The organism is Xanthomonas sp. Leaf148 (genome assembly GCF_001423585.1).
In the GTDB taxonomy this organism is placed as follows: domain Bacteria; phylum Pseudomonadota; class Gammaproteobacteria; order Xanthomonadales; family Xanthomonadaceae; genus Xanthomonas.
Genome location: NZ_LMOP01000008.1, coordinates 739,877 through 760,503 on the forward strand (window position 1 = coordinate 739,877; position 20,627 = coordinate 760,503).

20 protein-coding genes are annotated in these 20,627 nt (G+C 57.7%); 9 read left to right on the forward strand and 11 right to left on the reverse strand.

Going from position 1 to position 20,627, the window contains the following annotated elements; genetic code table 11:
• The first annotated feature begins 6 nt into the window (after positions 1 to 6).
• From gmd to ASF90_RS07905, 3 genes are all read left to right on the forward strand, one after another.
• Positions 7 to 1,041 (forward strand): GDP-mannose 4,6-dehydratase, encoded by a 1,035-nt coding sequence (gene gmd / locus ASF90_RS07895; RefSeq protein ID WP_055848110.1) that lies wholly within the window; start codon positions 7 to 9, stop codon positions 1,039 to 1,041.
• Positions 1,025 to 1,927: an NAD-dependent epimerase/dehydratase family protein gene (locus ASF90_RS07900; RefSeq protein ID WP_115560309.1), complete on the forward strand. Its 903-nt coding sequence runs from the start codon at positions 1,025 to 1,027 to the stop codon at positions 1,925 to 1,927. Before gmd ends, ASF90_RS07900 begins: the two co-directional genes overlap by 17 nt.
• Positions 1,928 to 2,049: 122 nt before the next feature.
• Positions 2,050 to 3,993 (forward strand): hypothetical protein, encoded by a 1,944-nt coding sequence (locus tag ASF90_RS07905; protein ID WP_156364961.1) that lies wholly within the window; start codon positions 2,050 to 2,052, stop codon positions 3,991 to 3,993.
• A 75-nt stretch (positions 3,994 to 4,068) separates the two neighbouring features.
• Here the strand turns inward: ASF90_RS07905 and ASF90_RS07910 are convergent, their stop codons facing one another.
• The 8 genes from ASF90_RS07910 to ASF90_RS07935 form a co-directional block, all read right to left on the reverse strand.
• The gene (locus ASF90_RS07910) at positions 4,069 to 4,692 is read right to left on the reverse strand and encodes a class I SAM-dependent methyltransferase (RefSeq protein WP_055848119.1); all 624 of its coding nucleotides are present in this window, start codon (positions 4,690 to 4,692) and stop codon (positions 4,069 to 4,071) included.
• A gap of 501 nt (positions 4,693 to 5,193) precedes the next feature.
• Positions 5,194 to 6,330: a dTDP-4-amino-4,6-dideoxygalactose transaminase gene (gene rffA, locus ASF90_RS07915; protein ID WP_055848122.1), complete on the reverse strand. Its 1,137-nt coding sequence runs from the start codon at positions 6,328 to 6,330 to the stop codon at positions 5,194 to 5,196.
• Between the two features lie 37 nt (positions 6,331 to 6,367).
• On the reverse strand, positions 6,368 to 6,733 hold the full coding sequence (locus tag ASF90_RS07920) for an EamA family transporter (RefSeq protein ID WP_055848124.1): 366 nt from the start codon (positions 6,731 to 6,733) through the stop codon (positions 6,368 to 6,370).
• Positions 6,734 to 6,832: 99 nt separating this feature from the next.
• Positions 6,833 to 7,540 carry a WbqC family protein gene (locus tag ASF90_RS07925; protein WP_055848127.1) on the reverse strand — a complete coding sequence of 236 codons (708 nt, stop codon included), beginning with the start codon at positions 7,538 to 7,540 and terminating at the stop codon, positions 6,833 to 6,835.
• The gene (locus ASF90_RS21790) at positions 7,537 to 8,112 is read right to left on the reverse strand and encodes a hypothetical protein (RefSeq protein ID WP_153066580.1); all 576 of its coding nucleotides are present in this window, start codon (positions 8,110 to 8,112) and stop codon (positions 7,537 to 7,539) included. The genes ASF90_RS07925 and ASF90_RS21790 overlap by 4 nt, the downstream gene beginning before the upstream one ends.
• A complete protein-coding gene (locus tag ASF90_RS21795; RefSeq protein ID WP_153066579.1) occupies positions 8,109 to 9,122 on the reverse strand; it encodes a glycosyltransferase family 2 protein in 1,014 nt (337 codons plus the stop codon). The genes ASF90_RS21790 and ASF90_RS21795 overlap by 4 nt, the downstream gene beginning before the upstream one ends.
• 39 nt (positions 9,123 to 9,161) lie before the next feature.
• On the reverse strand, positions 9,162 to 10,106 hold the full coding sequence (locus ASF90_RS07930; protein WP_055848130.1) for an electron transfer flavoprotein subunit alpha/FixB family protein: 945 nt from the start codon (positions 10,104 to 10,106) through the stop codon (positions 9,162 to 9,164).
• Positions 10,106 to 10,852: an electron transfer flavoprotein subunit beta/FixA family protein gene (locus tag ASF90_RS07935; protein WP_055848133.1), complete on the reverse strand. Its 747-nt coding sequence runs from the start codon at positions 10,850 to 10,852 to the stop codon at positions 10,106 to 10,108. Before ASF90_RS07935 ends, ASF90_RS07930 begins: the two co-directional genes overlap by 1 nt.
• A gap of 227 nt (positions 10,853 to 11,079) precedes the next feature.
• Between ASF90_RS07935 and rfbB the strand changes: the two genes are divergently transcribed.
• The 4 genes from rfbB to rfbD are packed head-to-tail and all read left to right on the forward strand — an operon-like array spanning position 11,080 to position 14,526.
• Positions 11,080 to 12,147: a dTDP-glucose 4,6-dehydratase gene (gene rfbB / locus ASF90_RS07940; protein WP_055848135.1), complete on the forward strand. Its 1,068-nt coding sequence runs from the start codon at positions 11,080 to 11,082 to the stop codon at positions 12,145 to 12,147.
• A gap of 29 nt (positions 12,148 to 12,176) precedes the next feature.
• The gene (gene rfbA / locus ASF90_RS07945; protein ID WP_055848139.1) at positions 12,177 to 13,064 is read left to right on the forward strand and encodes a glucose-1-phosphate thymidylyltransferase RfbA; all 888 of its coding nucleotides are present in this window, start codon (positions 12,177 to 12,179) and stop codon (positions 13,062 to 13,064) included.
• Positions 13,061 to 13,621, forward strand: a complete 561-nt coding sequence (rfbC, locus tag ASF90_RS07950) for a dTDP-4-dehydrorhamnose 3,5-epimerase (protein WP_055848141.1) — start codon at positions 13,061 to 13,063, stop codon at positions 13,619 to 13,621. The genes rfbA and rfbC overlap by 4 nt, the downstream gene beginning before the upstream one ends.
• Positions 13,618 to 14,526, forward strand: coding sequence for a dTDP-4-dehydrorhamnose reductase (gene rfbD / locus ASF90_RS07955; protein WP_055848144.1), 909 nt, complete (start codon positions 13,618 to 13,620; stop codon positions 14,524 to 14,526). The genes rfbC and rfbD overlap by 4 nt, the downstream gene beginning before the upstream one ends.
• Before the next feature lie 103 nt (positions 14,527 to 14,629).
• Here the strand turns inward: rfbD and ASF90_RS07960 are convergent, their stop codons facing one another.
• Positions 14,630 to 16,033 carry a mannose-1-phosphate guanylyltransferase/mannose-6-phosphate isomerase gene (locus tag ASF90_RS07960; protein WP_055848146.1) on the reverse strand — a complete coding sequence of 468 codons (1,404 nt, stop codon included), beginning with the start codon at positions 16,031 to 16,033 and terminating at the stop codon, positions 14,630 to 14,632.
• A 46-nt stretch (positions 16,034 to 16,079) separates the two neighbouring features.
• Positions 16,080 to 17,426: a phosphomannomutase/phosphoglucomutase gene (locus ASF90_RS07965; protein ID WP_055848149.1), complete on the reverse strand. Its 1,347-nt coding sequence runs from the start codon at positions 17,424 to 17,426 to the stop codon at positions 16,080 to 16,082.
• 134 nt (positions 17,427 to 17,560) lie between these two features.
• Here ASF90_RS07965 and ASF90_RS07970 point away from each other — a divergent pair, with 134 nt between their 5' ends.
• Together ASF90_RS07970 and ASF90_RS07975 are read left to right on the forward strand one after the other, a co-directional pair.
• Positions 17,561 to 18,292 carry a CoA transferase subunit A gene (locus tag ASF90_RS07970; protein ID WP_055848151.1) on the forward strand — a complete coding sequence of 244 codons (732 nt, stop codon included), beginning with the start codon at positions 17,561 to 17,563 and terminating at the stop codon, positions 18,290 to 18,292.
• Positions 18,292 to 18,924 (forward strand): CoA transferase subunit B, encoded by a 633-nt coding sequence (locus ASF90_RS07975; RefSeq protein ID WP_055848154.1) that lies wholly within the window; start codon positions 18,292 to 18,294, stop codon positions 18,922 to 18,924. The genes ASF90_RS07970 and ASF90_RS07975 overlap by 1 nt, the downstream gene beginning before the upstream one ends.
• A gap of 30 nt (positions 18,925 to 18,954) precedes the next feature.
• Here ASF90_RS07975 and ASF90_RS07980 read toward each other — a convergent pair whose 3' ends face one another.
• Positions 18,955 to 20,604, reverse strand: a complete 1,650-nt coding sequence (locus tag ASF90_RS07980; protein WP_055848157.1) for an electron transfer flavoprotein-ubiquinone oxidoreductase — start codon at positions 20,602 to 20,604, stop codon at positions 18,955 to 18,957.
• Between the last annotated feature and the right edge of the window lie 23 nt (positions 20,605 to 20,627).

Below are 20,627 nucleotides of genomic sequence, written 5' to 3' on the forward strand. Positions count from 1 at the left end.
AAGATTATGAAAAAGGCAATTATTACCGGCGTCACTGGGCAGGACGGCGCTTACCTGACAGAGTTGTTGCTAGAGAAAGGATATAAGGTCTACGGTACCTATCGTCGCACCAGCTCGGTTAACTTTTGGCGTCTCGACGAGGTTGGCGTTACCAATCATCCCAACCTTGAGCTGGTCGAGTACGACTTGACAGATCTTGGTACTACTATCGCGATGTTGCAGCGGATCCAGCCGGATGAAATCTACAATCTGGCAGCGCAAAGCTTCGTTGGCGTTAGCTTCGAGCAACCCACGACTACCGCGCAGATCACCGGCGTGGGCGCACTGCACCTGCTAGAAGCAATCCGTTTGATCAATCCAAAGACCCGTTTCTACCAAGCATCGACTTCGGAAATGTTCGGGAAAGTACAGGCCATTCCTCAGATCGAGGAGACCCCCTTCTACCCACGTAGCCCATACGGTGTGGCTAAGCTTTACGCACACTGGATCACGGTGAACTACCGTGAAAGTTACAACATCTTTGGGTCCAGCGGCATCTTGTTCAATCATGAAAGCCCGCTGCGCGGACGGGAGTTCGTCACTCGTAAGATTACTGACTCTGTCGCTAAGATCAAGTTGGGTCGGCTTGATTGTTTGGAGTTGGGCAACCTGGATGCGAAGCGCGACTGGGGCTTCGCTAAGGAGTATGTGGAAGGTATGTGGCGCATGCTGCAAGCCGACGAGCCGGATACCTTCGTGCTCGCGACCAATCGCACCGAAACCGTTCGCGATTTTGTGCAGATGGCCTTCAAGGGTGCCGGAATCGATATAGAGTTTCGCGGTAAGGATCAGGATGAAACCGCCGTCGACGCTGCCAGCGGCAAGACTGTGATGCGGATCAATCCCAAGTTTCATCGCCCGGCAGAAGTTGATTTACTTATTGGTAATCCGCTGAAGGCCGAGCGCGTTCTGGGCTGGAAGCCTCAGACCACATTGGAACAGCTGTGCCAGATGATGGTCGAAGCCGATCTCAAAAGGAATGAACGTGGTTTCTCCTTCTGAGGGTTTGGGCAAGCGGGTACTGATCACTGGAGCGTCCGGTTTCACCGGGCGCTACGTTATTGACCAATTGCGAGCCGAAGGTTGGGAGGTGGTGCAACTGTCATCTACCGGCACGACAACCTCCAGTTCTGTCAATTTGCTAAATCGCGACGCTCTGCGCGACGTACTGCAGACTCTGCGACCGCATGCGGTCGTTCACTTGGCGGCGATTTCGTTCGTCGCCCATGGCGATGCGGAGGAGATCTATCGGGTAAACATTGTCGGTACCCGAAATTTGCTCGAGGCTCTGGCCGAATTGCCGTCGCCTCCGTCGCATATCTTGTTGGTCAGTAGCGCAAACGTTTATGGGAATATTGGAGGTGTTTTGGACGAACAGTCACCTCTGTTTCCACAGAATGACTACGCGGTAAGTAAGATGGCAATGGAGGCAATGGCTCAACTCTGGGCTGATCGGCTGCCGATTACGATCGTGCGCCCCTTCAATTACACCGGCGTGGGCCAATCCGAACGGTTTTTGATCCCGAAAATCGTGTCGCATTTTCAGCGCCGGGACGAGGTCATCGAACTGGGCAATTTGGACGTGTCACGTGATTTCTACGATGTTCGCCATGTTGCGCAGCTATATGGACGCCTGCTGGCACTACCAGCTGCGGGAGAAGTCTACAACGTCTGCTCGGGCGTTGAATGGTCTTTGGAGCAAGTCATCGACACTTTACGCGATCTGTCCGGCCACGCTATCAAGGTTCGGGTCAATCCGTCCTTCGTTCGTGCCAACGAAGTTAAATCACTGCGCGGTTCTAACAATAAGCTGAGGTCAGTAGTGGAGGCATTGCCGAAGTTCGACTTTTCTTCCACTCTGTCTTGGATGTACGGGGCAATCGAGTGATTGAGGGATCTTCAAAGTCGGTTACGGGGATGCGCTTTAGGGTCGAGCGATCAGTCGCGCTACTTCGCTCTGTGTTATCCAGCAATTCAGTACGTACATCACTTGCCGGCATATTGCTTGCGGTGAACGTGATGCTGCTTTGTGTGTTTTTGTTTTCATACTACCGGGGTTACTTTCACTCCGATTCATCGGTCCGTAATCTGCTCGCGCAGGAAATGCATGAAACAGGTAGTTTCTTTCCGCAAGACTGGAACTATGTCAATAAAGATCTGATGGTGGTTTTTCCTCACCTTCTCGTATGGGGTTTACTTTTCTTCTTTGACAACAGCTACACACTCTTTGCTGTGGCTGGTGTTGTTACAGGATTGCTCGTCCTCGGTAGCGGATGGTGGTTTACTAGTCTGCTAGGTGCCACTTTAGGGCAGCGACTTTTATCCCTGGCTGTGCTCGCCGGAGGTGTTTCCACTACGTTTGCCGAGGACATGTTCGGACAGGCAGCATACGGTGTTCTGCTAGCACTAACATGCCTGATGATTATGCTTAGTTGGAGGTCGATGGCCTCCGTGAGCAGGGGTCGTCCCGTTTGGTGGATATTGCTGTTTACCTTGACGACATTGGTGACATGGAGCAATCCACAGCGTGCCGCAGCCTCATATGTTCTTCCGCTTTACTGCGGGTTAGCGGCTTATCTGTGGGGTGATGGATGGAAGGATCGCCTGCTCGCGATGAGACCGGTGATTGTGATGACGATAGCCGGTTTCATCTTGGGATCAGTGATCAGCTTTTGGTCATTGGGTCATGTAAATAATAATGCCGGAGCAGGCGCTGCGCGCTGGCTCGATTTCAATGGCATGACGCGAAACGCCCTGCAGGCGATCCATGGCTTGATGGGGTTGCTGGGAGCCCTGCCGGTAGTCAATGGCGATGTCATTTCCCGTTCGGGTATTTATGCTGCGCTCCGATTGATAGCGGGGTTGATCGTTCTCGTGTTGATTGCATGCAAGGTTGTCCAGCTGTGTAGCAATCAGGCTCCCAGAGCGCGTTACATTGGCGGTGCTGTTGCAGGACTCGCGCTGTGTTTCTTGTTCCTGCAAGTCACGACTACAGTGCCCGACATGAACAATCCCCTGGTTTCAGCGCGTTATCTGACTCCGGCGTTGGTGCTGGGCCTAATGGTGTTGTTTTGCACACCACTCAAACAAGCTTCCTGGTTCGAAACTATGATGGTTGTTGGTCTGGGTGTACTTCTTGCGTCTAATAGCATAGTTCGCATCAACCCAAACTCGCTGATCCATCCGGGTTGGAAGAATCTGCAACGCGAGGAACTGGTCGATGAGCTGAAAAGCATGGGACTTCGCTATGGCTATGCCAGTTACTGGAATGCAGGAGCGCTTACTGTTTTAGGCAGAAACGAACTCAAAGTGCGCCAAATCCTTATTCCCAAGGGCTTGCCGCTGCCCATGCGTCACCTTTCCTCCAATCGCTGGTATGAGCCGGAAGCGTGGAAGGGTGAGACGTTCCTGCTTCTCACAGATGCAGAGGTTAGTGCTGTTGATTGGAGCACGCTGACCCGTTATGTGGGCCAACCTGTGCGGGAGGCCACGGTCCAGGGTATGCATGTCTTTGTTTTTAAGGATAATTTGTCTGGAAATTTGCCAGGGTGGGGTATTCGTTTGCATGGTCCTCAGCGCATCTGGGCCGTACCTGATGGCATGAAGACTGTGGGTCGATGGATAGAGGCGGAGGGAGCTTTGCAGGCGCGTCTAGGTGAGTCTGGCTTTCTCCAGTTTGGACCTTACATGCAGTTGGGGCGTGGGCGCTATCGCGCTTCCTTTGACGTATCAGGTAAAACTGAGGGCGGCAAGCCGGCAGTCGCAACAGTGGATGTCGTTGCCGGGGGAGGCACTCAGACCTTAGGTGCAATGGCCGTCGTGGCTAATGATCAAAGCAGTTATGTCATTGAATTTAGCTTAAGTCAGCCAGTGCAGAATCTGGAACTTCGGGTTATCTGCAATGGTGAAGGTATAGTTAATTACAAGGGTGTAACACTCTCGCCTATTCCCTAGCGGTAGCTCGCCATGTCAGCCGCGCCCTAGCGCGGGTGGCATGGTGGGCGATGGACATACGCATAAAATAGATTGTTAGGCACTGCATTCCATGATGCAGTGTGTATAAGGGACATAGATCATGTCGTGCCGGATGGTCATCTTGATACGATCAAATGCTTTTCCGGCCAGCGCAAGGTACTCATCCGGCGTACGGATATTCTGGCCACGGTCTCGCAGAATAAGGCTTCTTGCCATTGAAGATTGACCTTCGACCAAGGCGCCATCCATGGTGATGAGTCGTCCACCTGGTTTGAGCTTGCTACGTGCACCTTCTATCAACTTATGAGCGATCCCATCATCAAGGTGGTGAAGAATGCCTATCGCGAGCACAACATCTGCCAGCTTGCTGTTGTCCGTGGGTTGGTAGTCCGCAATGTCCATGCAGTGGAAAGTGGCCCGTTGGCCAAATCTGCGCTTCGCAGAGTCAATGTACAAAGGCGAAAGGTCGAAGCCGTGGTAGCTACTGTCTCCGGGAAGATGTGGAACGATTTCGCCGGTCCCACAGCCGATATCCAGGATCGTGAATTCCTGGCCAGGGCGAATGTGATCTCTCACCAGCTGTGTTCTCCCCCTGTGTGCCCCGAGTAAATTCTGCAACAGGTCATAGGCCCAGGGGGCCGACAAAACTGCATGGAGGCCGGTAGTCTTCTGAGCCATCTCGGATCCTTCAAGAGGGAGCTAATAGGTATACGCTCACTGAGCGGACATACCGATGATCACGCATTAAGTCAGAGCCATGCAAGCCCAGGCGGCAGATCTAGTGACGGTCAACGCTTGCATCAACGCTGGACCCAAGTTACACCCATTAAGCGGAACTGGCGTACCTTTGTGGTGGATGCGCGCCAATCTTCTTTTGACGTGCCTCCACCAGGCAATAATGAACAGCTGGGGTCGTGGCTTGTCAAGCTTTGACTGTGTGGGCATTGCTGCACGATTGCCTGCTGCCGAGTTCGTTTAGAATTTTTCTCGTCAGAATACGTTACACAGGCAACGCTACGGTGAACTTCCACACGCGACAGGTGCGGACTAGATAAAGAAAAATTTACCTTCTAAATGTAACGATAGGTCAGCAATGACCAAGCTGTATGAGGAAATGGAAGGTGAGCGAATCTTGCGGCTTACCCAGGCAATGCTGCGTTGCCTGGGCAGGGATTCCGGTTAGCCCTGGACTACATTTAGCGCGTCGTCGGCATGCTGCAGGATGGCATCCATATGCTGTCCAACGCCTACCCACAATGGAAGGCGTACCAAACGGGCACTGATGTCGTCGGTGACCGTCATTTCCGAGCCGCGACGACCGTGCGCTAAGCCTGCCGGGGATGAGTGCAGCGGGATGTAATGAAACACTGTCTGCACGTCCCGCTGCTTCATCTCGGCGATGAATCGGGTACGTACGTCCAGTGAAGGCAGCAGCAGGTAGTACATATGGGCATTGTGGGTGCAATGCGAGGGCACAGTCGGACGCTGCACTAAACCATTACGCTCATGCGTTTCAGCCCAGGCGTGGTACTTGTCCCAGATAGACAAACGTTGCGCGGTGATTTGTTCAGCTGCATCCATCTGCGCGCTCAGAAACGCGGCAGTGATTTCTCCAGGAAGGAAGGAAGAGCCCACATCGACCCAGGTGTACTTGTCTACTTGGCCACGGAAGAAACGGCTCCGATTGGTGCCTTTTTCCCGAATGATTTCGGCACGCTCGGCATGGGTGCGGTCTCGACAAAGTAGCGCGCCACCTTCACCAGAAATGATGTTTTTCGTTTCATGGAAACTCAACGCACCCATTTCACCAATAGTGCCTAAGGGGCGACTTTTGTAGGTGGACATGATGGCTTGCGCAGCGTCTTCGACCACAGCTATGTTGTGGCGTTCAGCGATCGCCATGATTGCGTCCATTTCACACGCCACTCCTGCGTAATGGACCACGCAGATCGCTTTGGTTCGGGGGGTGATTGCTGCCTCGATCAATCGCTCGTCGATGTTCAGCGTATCGTTCCGTACATCAACGAATACCGGACTCGCGCCACGCAAGGCAAAGGCGTTGGCGGTGGAAACGAAAGTATAAGAGGGCATGATGACTTCATCGCCTTCTTCCAGATCCAGAAGAAGCGCGGCCATTTCTAAGGCCGAAGTACAGCTATGCGTCAGCAATGCGCGATTTGCTCCCGTGTTTTGCTCCAGCCACGCATGGCAGCGCTTGGTGAACGGGCCATCACCGGAGAGATGTCCGTTGCTATGGGCTTGGGCGATCAGCGAAAGCTCGCGACCAGTCATATAGGGCTTGTTGAACGGAATCATGGAGCACTCTTCACAGGAACGGAGGGAGCTGGTGTTGTCAGCCAGCGGAGCGGGAAAGGACGAGGACTCCCAGCATGATTAGCGCAGTGCCTGCTAGCTTGTAGCCATTGAGCTGCTCATGAAAAAGCCAGGAGGCCATCAATGAGACCAAGAGAAAATTGACCGCCATATAGGGGTAGGCTCGACTCAACGGGAGCTTGCTGATTGCAGCCATCCAGCAAATCGAAGCACCAAACGCAGCGACAAAAGCGGATAGGACCCAAGGCTTAAGTAGTAGGGCGACAATGTTGTGTAGGCTAAATGGATGGCCGATCAGTTGGGGGTACAGACCAACTTGCCACTTAAGTACCAATTGACCATATACCGTGAGCATGATGGTCAGCGCGACGAAAAAATAAGCCATAGTTATCTGCTCAAGGGAGACAAACGTTCGAGTGCGGGAAGCTTGGCTGGATCTGCACGGGCGGACACCGTGACGAAGTAAGCACGCACCTGAGCAAAGTCAAGACCGGTTGCGCCAGTCCCAAATGAAGTCTGAAGCGTTGTCGCCTGTGTTGAATATCAGGTCCAATACACTCACGGAATGTTCGAACGTCTCGCTTTGTTGCCTATATTGGGGGTATCCAGCATAGTCTTTATACTGCAGGGCTACGCCGATCTTCTCGAATGCAGTGGGTTCAATATATGCTTTGGCTGCAGGTCCCGACAAGTAGTGAGTAGCGCCGGATTGGCGAACTAGATCCACTAGGCGTTCAAGCTTGCTGCCATTGAGCGAGAATTCGGTGGAACTACGGAATTCCACTTGGATACCCAAGATTTCTCGCGCGATAACACGGGTCAGATGCTGATTCATCTCCGAAAGTGACATCCATTCGCGGCCCAGATAGAGCTCTTCGAAGAGTTCGGCGAACTGCTTGAAGTGCGGAGCCTTAGTGTAAGCATGGCGCAGCGTCGACCAATGCTTGCGCTGCCAGGCCGCGTTCGGTAGCTTCACCTCATTGATCAGACGCTTAATGTCACTACCAGTTGGTACGGTCAGCCACAATGGCGCACCGTTAGCGATTATGCGGTTGCGCGACCGCCAGTCTTGATACGTAAATTGCACGTCGTCGTAGAAAATAAAGGTATCAACATCATGAATGATGTCGAAGTAACCTTTCCATGGAATGTAGCTTGACTGTAATACCGCAACTCGCTTGATGGAGTTCATTTCTTTTGGGGTCTGCTGTTGTGGCGACTGCCGGCTTTTACGAATGACGCGGATGGCAGGATTGAGCTATCGATAACGACGCTGTTTGCACCAATGAAACTTGAGTTCCCTACCTCGACGAATCCACAGAGTGTGGCCGCCGGACTGACGAATGTGTTGGCGCCGATACGGCAATCATGACTGATTGTCGACTCAGGCCATAAAACGCAAGCGGGACCAATTTCTGCGAAAGCGTCGACGTTCGCCCCGGCCATAATCATCGTGCCAGCGTCAACGATTGCGGTGCGATTGACGTGGGCAGCAGGATGTTGGAGCACTGGGAAAAAGAAACCTGCAGCTGATAACTGATTGAAAAGTGAATATCGACGCTCAAGATGGTTGTAGCCGATCGCCATCACAAGTTCATAGTCTGCTGGCGATAGAGTTTGTCCTAAATCGTCAATACAGCCATGCACCTCATTGCCTGTGGTGAAATCGTCGACGAAACCCTTCACTCGACGGCCCGCATCCTCCGCGAGTACAAGAAGCAACCTGCCAAATGAGGATGCACCAATGATCAATAGAGGCTTCAACTCTTAGTCTCCTGCTCGACCAAGAACAGGGGCATCGAAGCAGTTTTAAAATTGATACGAGCGAGGTATTCGCCAAATATTCCTAGAATAAGCAGCTGGATGCCGCCAAGAAACATCATTCCCGCCATGATTGAAGCATAGCCACTTACCCCCAGCGCGCCCGTCAGCTTTGCAATCAGGATGGTGAGGCCCCAGATGGCTCCACCAACGGAGGCTCCTACCCCTAGCCATGTTGCAACACGCAAGGGTAAATCTGAAAACGTCACAAATATATTAATCATATGTGCGATCAGTTTTCGCAGATTGTAACTGCTGGTGCCGTGTGTTCTTTCGTCATGTGGCACGATTACTGTGGCGTAATCATGTGTTATCCATGAGATATAACCGTCGATGAAGGTAAAGGGTGACTGAAATCGATCAAGTCCTGCTGCCACTGAACGGTGAATCACGCGGAAGGATGTGTATTCTCGATTAAGTGTAGGAATGGCGAATTTAAAAAGGCTGCGCCCAACTTCGGAAGTAAAGTTGCGCCATTTTGCGTGACTACGCTGTTCGGTAACGCCGTAGATGACCGAATACCCTTCTTCGGCTTTGGCCAGCATTGCCGGTAATGACTCGGGCGGTTGCTCCAAATCTTCGTCGATTGTCGCAATCCATTCTCCGCGAGCTTTGGAAATGCCGCATAGTGTTGCGGCATGTTGGCCAAAATTTCGGCTGAGCCGGATGCCACTGACATGAGGGTATGAATTACTCAGGGCCTGAATCACTTCCCAAGAGTTATCACCGCCACGGTCGTCCACGAATATGATCTCATGGCCGCCCTGCATCCCGCTCAATGCCAAGTCCAGTCGTTGTTGTAAATTGCCAATTGACAGTGCACCGCGGTACACAGGCACCACCACGGAAACCCGTGGTGGTAGTGATATGGCGTCGGAAAGGCTCTGCATCGTTGCGCTTGTCTGTAATAATACTTGCGTAGGATTGTAGAGGGTGGCGGCAATATCGGCCAACGGCAAAATTTCAGTGCCGTGGGGAGCTTCCGGCAGGAGCTAGCTCAGCGCAGCCTCCAACTCAGGCAGCAACGTAAACAAATCTCCCACCAACCCAATATCCGCAATCTCAAAAATCGGCGACTCCGGATCCTTGTTGATCGCCACGATGGTGCCAGCGTCCTTGATGCCGGTCAGATGCTGGATGGCGCCGCTGATGCCGATTGCCACGTACAGTTCCGGCGCGATGATCTTGCCGGTCTGGCCGACCTGCAGCTCGTTGGGGACGTAGCCGGCATCGACTGCCGCACGCGAGGCACCAACGGCGGCGCCGAGTTTGTCGGCCAGGCTGTAGATGTGCTTGAAGTTCTCTGCCGAGCCCACGCCGCGGCCACCGGACACCACACGCTTGGCGCTCTGCAGGTCGGGGCGGTCGGAATTGCCTGCTGCCAGGTCGATGAAGCGAGTATGGGTCGGCAGTGCGACCTCGATGCTAACGGGCTCGACTGCTGCGCTTCCGCCCCTAGCCGCTTCCGGCCACGAGGCACTACGCACTGTCGCCACGACGATCTGGTCGGCCGGAGCCTTCACCGTAATGATGGCGTTGCCTGCGTAGATCGGGCGCTTGAAAGTGTAGGCGCCTTCGACGGTCATCAGGTCGGAAATCTGGTTCACGCCCAGCAGCGCGGCCACGACCGGCATCAGGTCCTTGCCGAAGGTGGTGGAGGGACCGAAGACATGGGTGTAACCCTGGCCGGCCAGCTGCGCGATCTGGGGCCCAAGCACCTGAGCAAGCGCGTGTTCGTTGGCGGCGTTGGCCACGGTCAGCACCCGGGCGACACCGGCCAGCTGTGCGGCCTGGGCTGCAACGGCGGCCGGGTCGGCCGCCAGTACGACCACGTCGATCGACTCGGCCGATACCGCCAGGGCAGCGCTCAGGGTCTTGGCGGTGGCCGCATTGAGCTGGCCGTTGAGGTGTTCGGCGACGACAAGAATCTTGGCCATTACAACAACCCCTTCTGCTTGAGTGCGGCCACCAGTTCGGCGGCGTCCTTGACCATCACGCCGCGGCTGCGCTTGGCCGGCGCCGCATAGTGGGTGGTGGTGAGACTGTCGTGCGCGTCCACGCTTAGATCAGCGAATGCCAGGGTTTCCATCGGCTTGCTCTTGGCCTTCATGATGTCCGGCAGCTTGATGAAGCGCGGCTCGTTCAGGCGCAGATCGGTCGTGATCACCGCTGGCAGGTCGACCTCCAGCGTTTCCAGGCCAGCATCGACCTCGCGCGTCACCGTGGCCTTGCCATCGGCGACCACCAGCTTGCCCGCGAAGGTCGCCTGCGGGCGGCCCCACAAGGTGGCCAGCATCTGGCCGGTCTGGTTGGCGTCGTCGTCGATGGCCTGCTTGCCCAGGATGACCAGATCGGGCTGCTCTTTTTCGACCAGCTTCAGCAGCGCGCGTGCTGCAGTCAGTGGCTGGATGGCAGCATCGGTTACCACATGGATAGCGCGGTTGGCACCCATCGCCAGGCCGTTGCGCAGATGTGCGGCAGCATCGGCCGGTGCAAGGGTGGCGACCACCACCTCGGTGGCGATGCCGGCATCGCGCAGGCGCAATGCTTCTTCCAGGGCGATTTCGTCGAACGGGTTGGGCGAGAGCTTGACGCCGTCGGTCACCACGCCGGAGCCATCCGGCTTGACCTGAATGCGGACGTTGTAGTCCACCACGCGCTTGTAGGCGACGAGGATTTTCATCGTGTACGAGATCCTTCAGCTATTGCGGGAAGGCCCGGCCGCGGCGGCAGGCTCGGGAGTGCGCCCATTCTAACCGGGGAGCATCCACCATGCGATGGCGTATGGTGGTGCAGCGCAGCACTGGTGAAGCTCAAGGGCCAGTCACGCGGGCCGGAATTGCGCGCAGCGTATATCCTGTGTGGCTTAAAAAAGCGGAGCGCGGCAGACCGCGCGATTAGGAGAGGGCAGTGGCAACTTGGCTTGTAACCGGCGGCGCCGGCTTCATTGGCGGCAACTTCGTTCTGGAAGCCGTCTCTCGCGGTGTGCGGGTGGTCAATCTCGACGCGCTTACGTATGCGGGGAATCTCAATACGCTGGCGTCGCTCTATGGAGACCCAAACCATGTGTTCGTCAAAGGCGACATTGGCGATAGCGCGTTGGTCGCCAGACTGCTGTCTGAGTACGAGCCTGACGCGGTACTGAACTTTGCAGCAGAAAGCCACGTAGATCGCTCGATCGACGGACCTGGCGCGTTCGTCCAAACCAATGTTGTCGGCACCCTAGCGCTTCTCGAAGCCGTTCGCGATTATTGGAAGGGATTGCCTGATGGACCGCAGCAGCGCTTTCGCTTCCTGCACGTGTCCACTGACGAGGTCTACGGCACATTGGGCGAGACCGGCAAGTTCACCGAGACCACGCCTTATGCGCCGAATTCGCCGTATTCGGCATCCAAAGCAGCATCGGATCACTTGGTGCGTGCGTTCCATCACACCTATGGCTTGCCGGTGCTGACGACCAATTGCTCGAACAATTACGGCCCGTATCACTTCCCTGAAAAGCTCATTCCGCTGGTGATCGCGAAGGCACTGGCTGGCGAGCCGCTGCCGGTTTACGGCGATGGCAAACAGGTACGCGACTGGCTGTTCGTCAGCGACCATTGCGAGGCCATTCGGACCGTTCTGGCGAAGGGCGAGGTCGGTGAAACCTACAACGTGGGCGGCAATGCTGAGCGGGAGAACATCGAAGTTGTGCGCGCCATCTGCGCATTACTCGACGAACTACGTCCTCGCGAAGACGGCCAGCCACGCGAAAGCCAAATTGCCTACGTGGCTGATCGGCCTGGTCATGATCGTCGCTATGCAATTGACGCATCAAAGCTCAAGACACAATTGGGTTGGCAGCCCAGATACACCTTTGAACAAGGAGTCCGCGAAACCGTGGAGTGGTATCTGGGTCACCAGGACTGGGTGAACGGGGTGCTGAATGGTAGCTACCGTATGCAACGTCTTGGTGCCATGGCCGACACTCATGAATGAGCACGTCCTCTACAACCTATGAGAACCATATGACGCAACGTCGAGGCATCATCCTGGCCGGTGGCTCCGGCACTCGTCTTTATCCCATCACCAAAGGCGTCAGCAAACAGCTGCTGCCGGTGTACGACAAGCCGATGATTTATTATCCGCTTAGCGTGCTGATGCTTGCAGGCATTCGTGAGGTGTTGATTATTAATACCCCTCATGAGCAGTCGCTATTTAAAGCATTGCTTGGTGATGGGTCTCAGTGGGGAATGTCTATTTCATATGCCGTGCAGCAAAGTCCGGATGGGCTCGCGCAGGCCTATCTGATTGGCCGCGACTTCGTTGACAACAAGCCGAGCTGTCTCGTGTTGGGCGATAACATCTTTCATGGTCATGGCTTGACGGATATGTTGCGCCGAGCAGACACGCGTAACGAAGGTGCCACTGTCTTTGGATATTGGGTCAATGATCCAGAGCGGTACGGAGTAGCTGAGTTCGACACGAACGGAAAGGTTGTGGGCATTGAAGAGAAGCCCGCTGTGCCGCGTTCAAACTACGCTGTTACCGGCTTGTATTTTTATGACGGCAGAGCTGCAGACTATGCGGCAGAGTTGAAGCCGTCGCCGCGTGGCGAGCTGGAGATCACCGATCTCAATCGGCGTTATCTCGATGAGGGTGATTTGCATCTCGAGGCGTTGGGACGTGGTTATGCATGGTTGGATACAGGGACACACCAGTCACTGCACGAAGCATCCAACTTCATTGAAACGATCCAGGCGCGGCAAGGGTTGCAGGTCTGCTGTCCGGAGGAAATCGCTTTCGGTCAAGGGTGGATCGATCTTGCCGAGCTTGAGGCACTGGCCGCGCCACTGCTCAAGAATGGGTATGGACGTTATCTCAAAGAACTGGCTCTACGAGGAGCCAAGTTGTGAATGTGATTTCCACCGCACTAGCAGACTGTTACGTCATCGAACCCGTAGTCCACTCGGATGATCGCGGTTTTTTTTTCGAGGCTTGGAATTACGAGCGGTTCAAACAGCATGGGCTCAACATGCAGTTCGTCCAGAGCAATGTGTCCTGCTCTGGGAGGGGGGTAATCCGCGGACTGCACTATCAGTGGCCTCGGCCGCAGGGAAAGCTGATCAGCGTCCTGGAAGGTGAGGTTTATGACGTTGCGGTCGATATCCGCGTTGGCTCGCCTACCTTCGGTCAATGGGAGGCGGTGGTGCTGAGTCGCGAGAACCGTCGGCAATTCTGGATTCCTGAGGGTTTCGCTCACGGCTTCGCAGTGCTTTCGGAGACTGCTGTTTTCAATTATCTGTGTACCGATGTCTACGTAAAAGAGGCTGATGCCGGGCTGCGCTGGGATGATGCGCGCTTTGCAATCGATTGGCCGATTAGTGATCCAATTCTTTCGAAGAAAGATGCAGTTGCTCCGTTTTTGGATCAGGTGGCCGTTGAGCAGCTTCCTCGCTACCACTCGGTATGAGCATATTGCTGTTGGGCGCGAACGGGCAGCTCGGTCGCGAGCTTCAGCGTGCACTCCATGGAGTTGCCGAGCTGCAGTTTGCAACGCGTGACGGCATGCTCGCCGACGGACGACCATGCGTGGTTGCCGATCTGGATCATCCGGAGCGTTTGCAGGAAGTGCTCGGCCGTCTGGCCCCGTCCTGTGTCGTGAATGCTGCTGCCTACACTGCGGTGGATGGTGCGGAATCAAATCCCATCGTGGCCAGGCGAGTGAATGCGGATGCCGTCGGCGCGATCGCAGCGTGGTGTGCATCCAATAGCGCGGCACTAGTGCATTACTCCACCGACTATGTCTTCGACGGGCGGGGCAGCGAGCCCTATCTGGAAGACGCGAGAACTTCGCCGCTGGGTGTGTATGGCGAAACCAAGCTCGCTGGTGAGCAGGCGATCCGCGCGTCAGGCGCTCAGCATCTGATCCTGCGTACTGCCTGGGTGTACGCCTCGCATGGCGCCAACTTCCTGCGCACGATGTTGCGCGTGGGTGCAGAGCGCGATGAGCTACGCGTGGTTGCCGACCAAGTCGGTACACCAACGCCGGCGGCATTGATTGCCGATGTCACCGCGCAGCTGCTGCGTCAACGCAGCCCCGGCACATCGGGCACCTGGCACCTGACTGCTGCCGGCCAGACCAACTGGCACGGGTTTGCGGAGGCCATCTTCGAGGAAGCCGTCGCGGCGGGTTTGCTGGCGCGCGCGCCGCGTGTCGTGCCCATCACCACGGCGGACTACCCGACTCCAGCAAAGCGGCCGGCATACTCGCGGTTATCGATCGACAAGCTGCAGAACGATTTCGGCATCGTGCTGCCGCAGTGGCAGGTCGGTTTGCAGCAGGTGATTGCCGAGTTGGCTGTGGCCAAACGCTAACCGCAGCGATCAGGTGGCGGTGTGATACTGCGCAACCGACCCGCAATGAAAAACAGCCGGGAATCCCGGCTGTTTTTCTAAAACAGATCCTGCAGGCGACCGATCAGGCGCGCCCGTAGGTATCTTCAAAACGCACGATGTCGTCTTCGCCCAGATAGCTGCCGGACTGTACTTCGATCAACTCCAGCGGCAACTTGCCCGGATTGCGCAAACGGTGAGTCACGCCCAGCGGGATGTAGGTACTCTGGTTTTCGGTCAGCAGCAGGACCTCGTCGCCACGGGTGACTTCAGCGGTACCGCTCACCACGATCCAGTGTTCGGCGCGATGGTGGTGCATCTGCAGGCTCAGCACTGCACCGGGTTTGACGGTAATGCGCTTGACCTGATGACGTTGGCCCATGTCAATCGAATCGTAGGCGCCCCACGGACGATAGACCTTGCGGTGCCAGGTGGCTTCGGACCGGCCGTCGGCCTTGATGCGGCCAACCACGTCCTTGACCTCCTGAATACGATCGCGGTGACCGACCAGCACGGCGTCCGGCGTCTCGACGACGACCACGTCTTCCAGGCCGACCATGGCGATCAGACGCGAGCCATAGGCATAGGTATTGCGGCAGTCCACCTGGATCACGTCGCCATGATGCGCATTGCCGTGGGCGTCCTGCTCGGACACGTCCAGCAGCGACGACCACGAACCGACATCGTTCCAGCCGGCATCCAGCGGGACCACGACCGCATCGGCGGTCTTTTCCATCACCGCGTAGTCGATCGAATCCGACGGGCTGGCCGCGAATGCGTCCTTGTCCAGGCGTGTGAAGTCGGCATCGCGCTTGCCGTTTTCCCAGGCTTTCTGGCAGGCATCGGCAATAGCCGGGTGGAACTTGCGCAGTTCTTCCAGGTAACGCGAGGCACGGAACAGGAACATGCCGCTGTTCCAGTAGTACTCGCCGCTGGCGAGGTAACCCTGCGCGGTGGCCAGGTCGGGCTTCTCGACGAAACGCTCAACGGCACTGGCGCCGGTACCGCTACCGGCCTTGATATAGCCGTAGCCGGTCTCGGGCGCTGTCGGCTTGATGCCGAAGGTCACCAGCTTACCTTGCTCTGCGGCGGCGGCAGCAACGGTCACAGCAGCCTGGAAGGCGGCTTCGTCGCGGATCACATGATCGGAGGGCAGCACCAGCAGCAGCGGATCAGCGCCGTCACGCGTGGCTTCAAGCGCGGCAACAGCAATCGCCGGTGCGGTGTTCCGCCCCTTGGGCTCAAGCAGAATCGCGGACGGCTTTACGCCGAGTTGCTGCAACTGCTCGGCGGCCATGAAGCGATGTTCTTCGTTGGCAACCACAATAGGTGAATGTCCGGCCACAGGCGCCGAACGCAACCAGGTGGCCTGCAACATGCTCTTGTCGCCAACCAGCGGCAGGAATTGCTTGGGATACGACTCGCGGGACAACGGCCATAGGCGCGTGCCGGAACCGCCGGACAGAATAATCGGAAGGACGTCGCTCATGAGCGGGGGAAACTCCAGTGCGTCAAAGGTGGGGGAGAATGGTAGATCAGTCGCGCAGCAAGTCTGAAATCTCTTGCGTGCGGCTTTCCAGCAGTGCGGCGTCGCCGCGCGTTTCCACGTTCAGCCGCAGCAGCGGCTCGGTATTGGAGCTGCGCAGGTTGAAGCGCCACTGGCCGAAATCCGCACTGATGCCGTCGGTGTAGTCCAGTTCGGGCGACAGGTCGGCGTAGTGTTCCATCACGCGGGCGACCGATGCCTTGGCATCGGCGACCTTGAAGTTGATTTCGCCGCTGCACGGGAACTTCTGCATGCGTGATTCGACCAGATCGGCCAGCGAACGACCGGACTGCGACACCAGCTCGGCGATCAACAGCCACGGAATCATTCCGGAATCGGCGTAGGCAAACTCGCGGAAGTAATGGTGCGCGCTCATCTCGCCGCCATACACGGCGTTTTCGCTGCGCATTTTTTCCTTGATGAAGGCATGGCCGCTCTTGCACAGCACCGGAATGCCGCCGGCTTCTTCGACCTGCTCGACCGTGTTCCAGGTCAGACGCGGGTCGTGCACGACTTTGCCGCCCGGCTGCTTGGCCAAAATGGCCTGCGCCAGCAAACCGACCAGGTAATAACCTTCGATGAAGCGGCCGGTGTGATCGAAGAAGAAGCAGCGGTCGAAATCGCCATCCCATGCGATGCCGAAGTCAGCGCCGTGTTCCTTGACCGCCTTGGCGGTGGCGGCACGGTTTTCCGGCAGCAGCGGGTTGGGAATGCCGTTGGGGAAATTGCCATCCGGCTCATGGAACACGCGCACGAATTCGAAGGGCAGGTGCGGTGCAAGCAGATCCACGATCAGACCCGCACCGCCGTTGCCTGCGTTGACCACCAGCTTGAGCGGCTTGAGCGTGCTGCGGTCGACGTAGCTGAGCAGGTGCTCCAGGTAGGCAGTCTTATCGGTGCGGCTCTGCTCGCTTGCGGTAGGCTCGCCGGCTGCAGCGGTATCGGCAGCGACCGTGTCGCGGATCGCGAACAGGCCGGTATCGGAGCTGATCGGCCGCGCTTGCTCGCGCACCAGCTTCATGCCGTTGTAGTCCATCGGATTGTGGCTGGCAGTGACCATCACGCCGCCGGCGGCCTTGAGGTAATCGGTCTGGAAATAGACCTCCTCGGTGCCGCATAGGCCGATGTCGATCACCTCGCGGCCGCTGGCGCGCAGGCCTGCCGACAGCGCTTCCTGCAAGGCCGGGCTGGCCAGACGCACATCGTGGCCCAGGACCACAGGCCCTTGATCCAGCTGCGCCGCCAGTGCCACGCCGATCCGACGGGCCAAGTCCTCGTTGAGTTCATCCGGCACGCGGCCGCGAATATCGTAGGCCTTGAAGGCGGGTAGCGTCATGGGCAATTCCTGAAGTGGGGGACACCCGAGTTTAGCGGGTGCGCCGTGTCTTGGGTGTGGCGGAATTGCGACCGGGGACAGGGAACAGTCAGCGGATAGAATGGCCGTTTCACATCAGCGAGGTGAGGGCGGTGATGCGCAGCAATGAAGAGGGTAAGGCAGGCGGTAAACGCTATGCCGATGCAACGACGGCGCTGGATGGCGTGTTGGCCGATGGCCAGACGCTGGCGGTGGGCGGCTTTGGTTTGTGCGGGATTCCCGAAGCCCTGATCGCTGCCGTACGCGACAGCGGGGTCAGCGGATTGACGGTGGTTTCCAACAACGCCGGCGTCGATGGATTCGGGCTTGGTCAACTATTGGCCACCCGGCAGATCCGCAAGATGATTTCGTCCTACGTGGGCGAAAACAAGGAATTCGAGCGCCAATATCTGGCTGGCGAGCTCGAGCTTGAGTTCAATCCGCAAGGCACCCTGGCAGAGCGCCTGCGTGCAGGCGGTGCGGGAATTCCCGCGTTCTACACCGCCACCGGCTACGGCACCATCGTGGCCGAGGGCAAGGAGACCCGCGAATTCGACGGCAAGCACTACGTGATGGAAACAGCGCTGCATGCCGATGTTGCGCTGGTCAAGGCATGGCGCGCCGACACCGCCGGCAACCTGGTGTTTCGTAAGACCGCGCGCAATTTCAACCCGGCCTGCGCCATGGCCGGTCGCATCTGCATTGCCGAGGTCGAAGAGATCGTGGCGCTTGGCAGCATCGATCCGGACCACGTGCATCTGCCGGGGATCTACGTCGACCGACTGGTGCTCAACACGGCGCCGGAAAAACGCATCGAACAGCGCACCGTGCGCGAAGGACAGCAGTAATGGCCTGGACCAGAGATCAGATGGCAGCACGCGCGGCGCGCGAATTGACCGACGGCGCCTACGTCAACTTGGGGATCGGCCTGCCGACGCTGGTGGCCAATCACATCCCCGACGGCGTGGACGTGTGGTTGCAATCGGAAAACGGCCTGCTCGGCATCGGCCCGTTCCCCACCGAGGATGAAGTGGACGCAGACCTGATCAATGCCGGCAAACAGACGGTGACTGCGCGTGCCGGTGCCAGTTACTTCGGCAGCCATGACTCGTTCGCGATGATCCGCGGCGGCCATATCGATCTGGCGATTCTTGGCGCGATGCAGGTCACCGACCGCGGCGATCTGGCCAACTGGATGGTGCCCGGCAAGATGGTCAAGGGCATGGGCGGCGCGATGGATCTGGTGGCCGGCGTCAAGCGCGTGGTGGTGTTGATGGAGCACGTGGCCAAGGATGGCAGCCACAAGATCCTGCGTGAATGCGATCTACCATTGACCGGCGTGGGCGTGGTCGACCGCATCATCACCGACCTGGCCGTGTTCGATGTCACCGCCGACGGATTGGTCTTGGTGGAGGCTGCCGATGGGGTGGAACTGGAAGAGTTGCGCGCCAAGACTGGCGTGGAGTTCAAAGCCGCATAAACAATCAGGGGCCGATATGGCCCCTGATTTCTACAGGTTCTGGTAGTTCGGCCCCGAACCACCCTCCGGGGTGACCCAGGTGATGATCTCGTAGGGGTCCTTGATGTCGCAGGTCTTGCAGTGCACGCAATTGGCGGCGTTGATCTGCAGGCGCTTGCCGGTGGGGCTGGCGGTGTCTGCGACCATTTCGTAGACGTTGGCCGGGCAGAAGCGGGTGCAGGGGTTGTCGTACTCCTCCACGCAGCGGGTGGCGCAGACATCGGTGTCCAGGACTTTCAGATGCACCGGTTGATCTTCGTCGTGCTCGGTGGCGGCGAAGTAGACCGCCTGCAGGCGGTCGCGCGGGGCCAGTTCGCGGGTGCCGTAGTCGCGCTTGGGTTGCTCGTACTCGCCGAGCTTGTGCAGCGCCGACCAGTCCGCCTTGTTCTTCAGGGTCCAGGGCGAGGCGCCCTTGAGTGCGGTTTCCCAAGCGGCATTGAGCAGGCCGAACCACAGCCCTTTCTTGAAGCCGGGTTTGATGTTGCGGACCTCCTTCAGCTCGGCCATCGCGTCCGAGGCGCGCAGTTTTGCATCGAAGCCCTGCGGGGCTAGCTGCGATTGCACCAGGTGTTCGGCGGCGAGCATGCCGCTGCGAATCGCCTGATGGGTGCCCTTGATCTTGGGCACATTGAGCAAGCCGGCGGTGTCGCCGATCAGCAGCGCACCGGGCATCTCGACTTTGGGTAGCGACTGCCAACCGCCGGTGACGATGGCGCGCGCGCCGGCCGACAGGACGCTGCCGCCTTCCAGTAACGACTTGATCAGCGTGTGGTTTTTCCATTGCTGGAAGGCTTCCCACGGCTGGTACTTCGGGTCGCTGTAGTCCAGTCCGCTGACGTAGCCAAGCGCGATCTGGTTGTTGTCCAGGTGATACAGAAAGCTGCCGCCGTAGGTGCGGTTGTCCGCGGGCCAGCCGATGGTGTGCACGATCTTGCCGGGCGTGACGCGGCCTTCGGGCACCTGCCACAACTCCTTGATGCCGATGGAATAGCCCTGCGGGTCGCTTTCTGCGGTGAGGTCGAAGCGCTTGAGCAGGCGCTTGGTCAGATGCCCGCGCGCGCCTTCGGCCAGCACGGTGACCTTGGCGCGGATATCGATGCCGGCGGTGTAGCCGGGCTTGTGCGAGCCGTCCTTGGCCACGCCCATATCGCCGATGCGCACGCCCACCACCTGGCCGCTGTCGTCGTGCAGCGTTTCGGCGGCGGCAAAGCCGGGGTAGATTTCCACGCCCAGCGCTTCGGCCTGCGGAGCGAGCCAGGCGCACATCGCGCCCAGGCTGACGATGAAGTTGCCGTGGTTGCGCATGCCCGGCGGTACCACCGGGAACTTGAGCGCGCTGTCCTTGCCGAGGAACCAGAATTCGTCGTCGGTGGCGGCCACGCAGATCGGCGGCGGGTTATCGCGCCAGCCGGGGAGCAACGCGTCCAGCGGGCCGGGTTCGATCACCGCGCCGGAGAGGATATGCGCGCCGATGGTGCTGGACTTTTCGATCACGCACACACTCAACTCGGGGTTGAGCTGCTTGAGCCGGATCGCGAACGATAGCCCGGCCGGACCGGCACCGACGGTGACGACGTCGTATTCCATGACGTCGCGCTCGACCGTCTCTGACGCTTGCGCGCCGATTCCCGCTTCCGACATTGCTCCGCTCCCGTTGGCTCGAT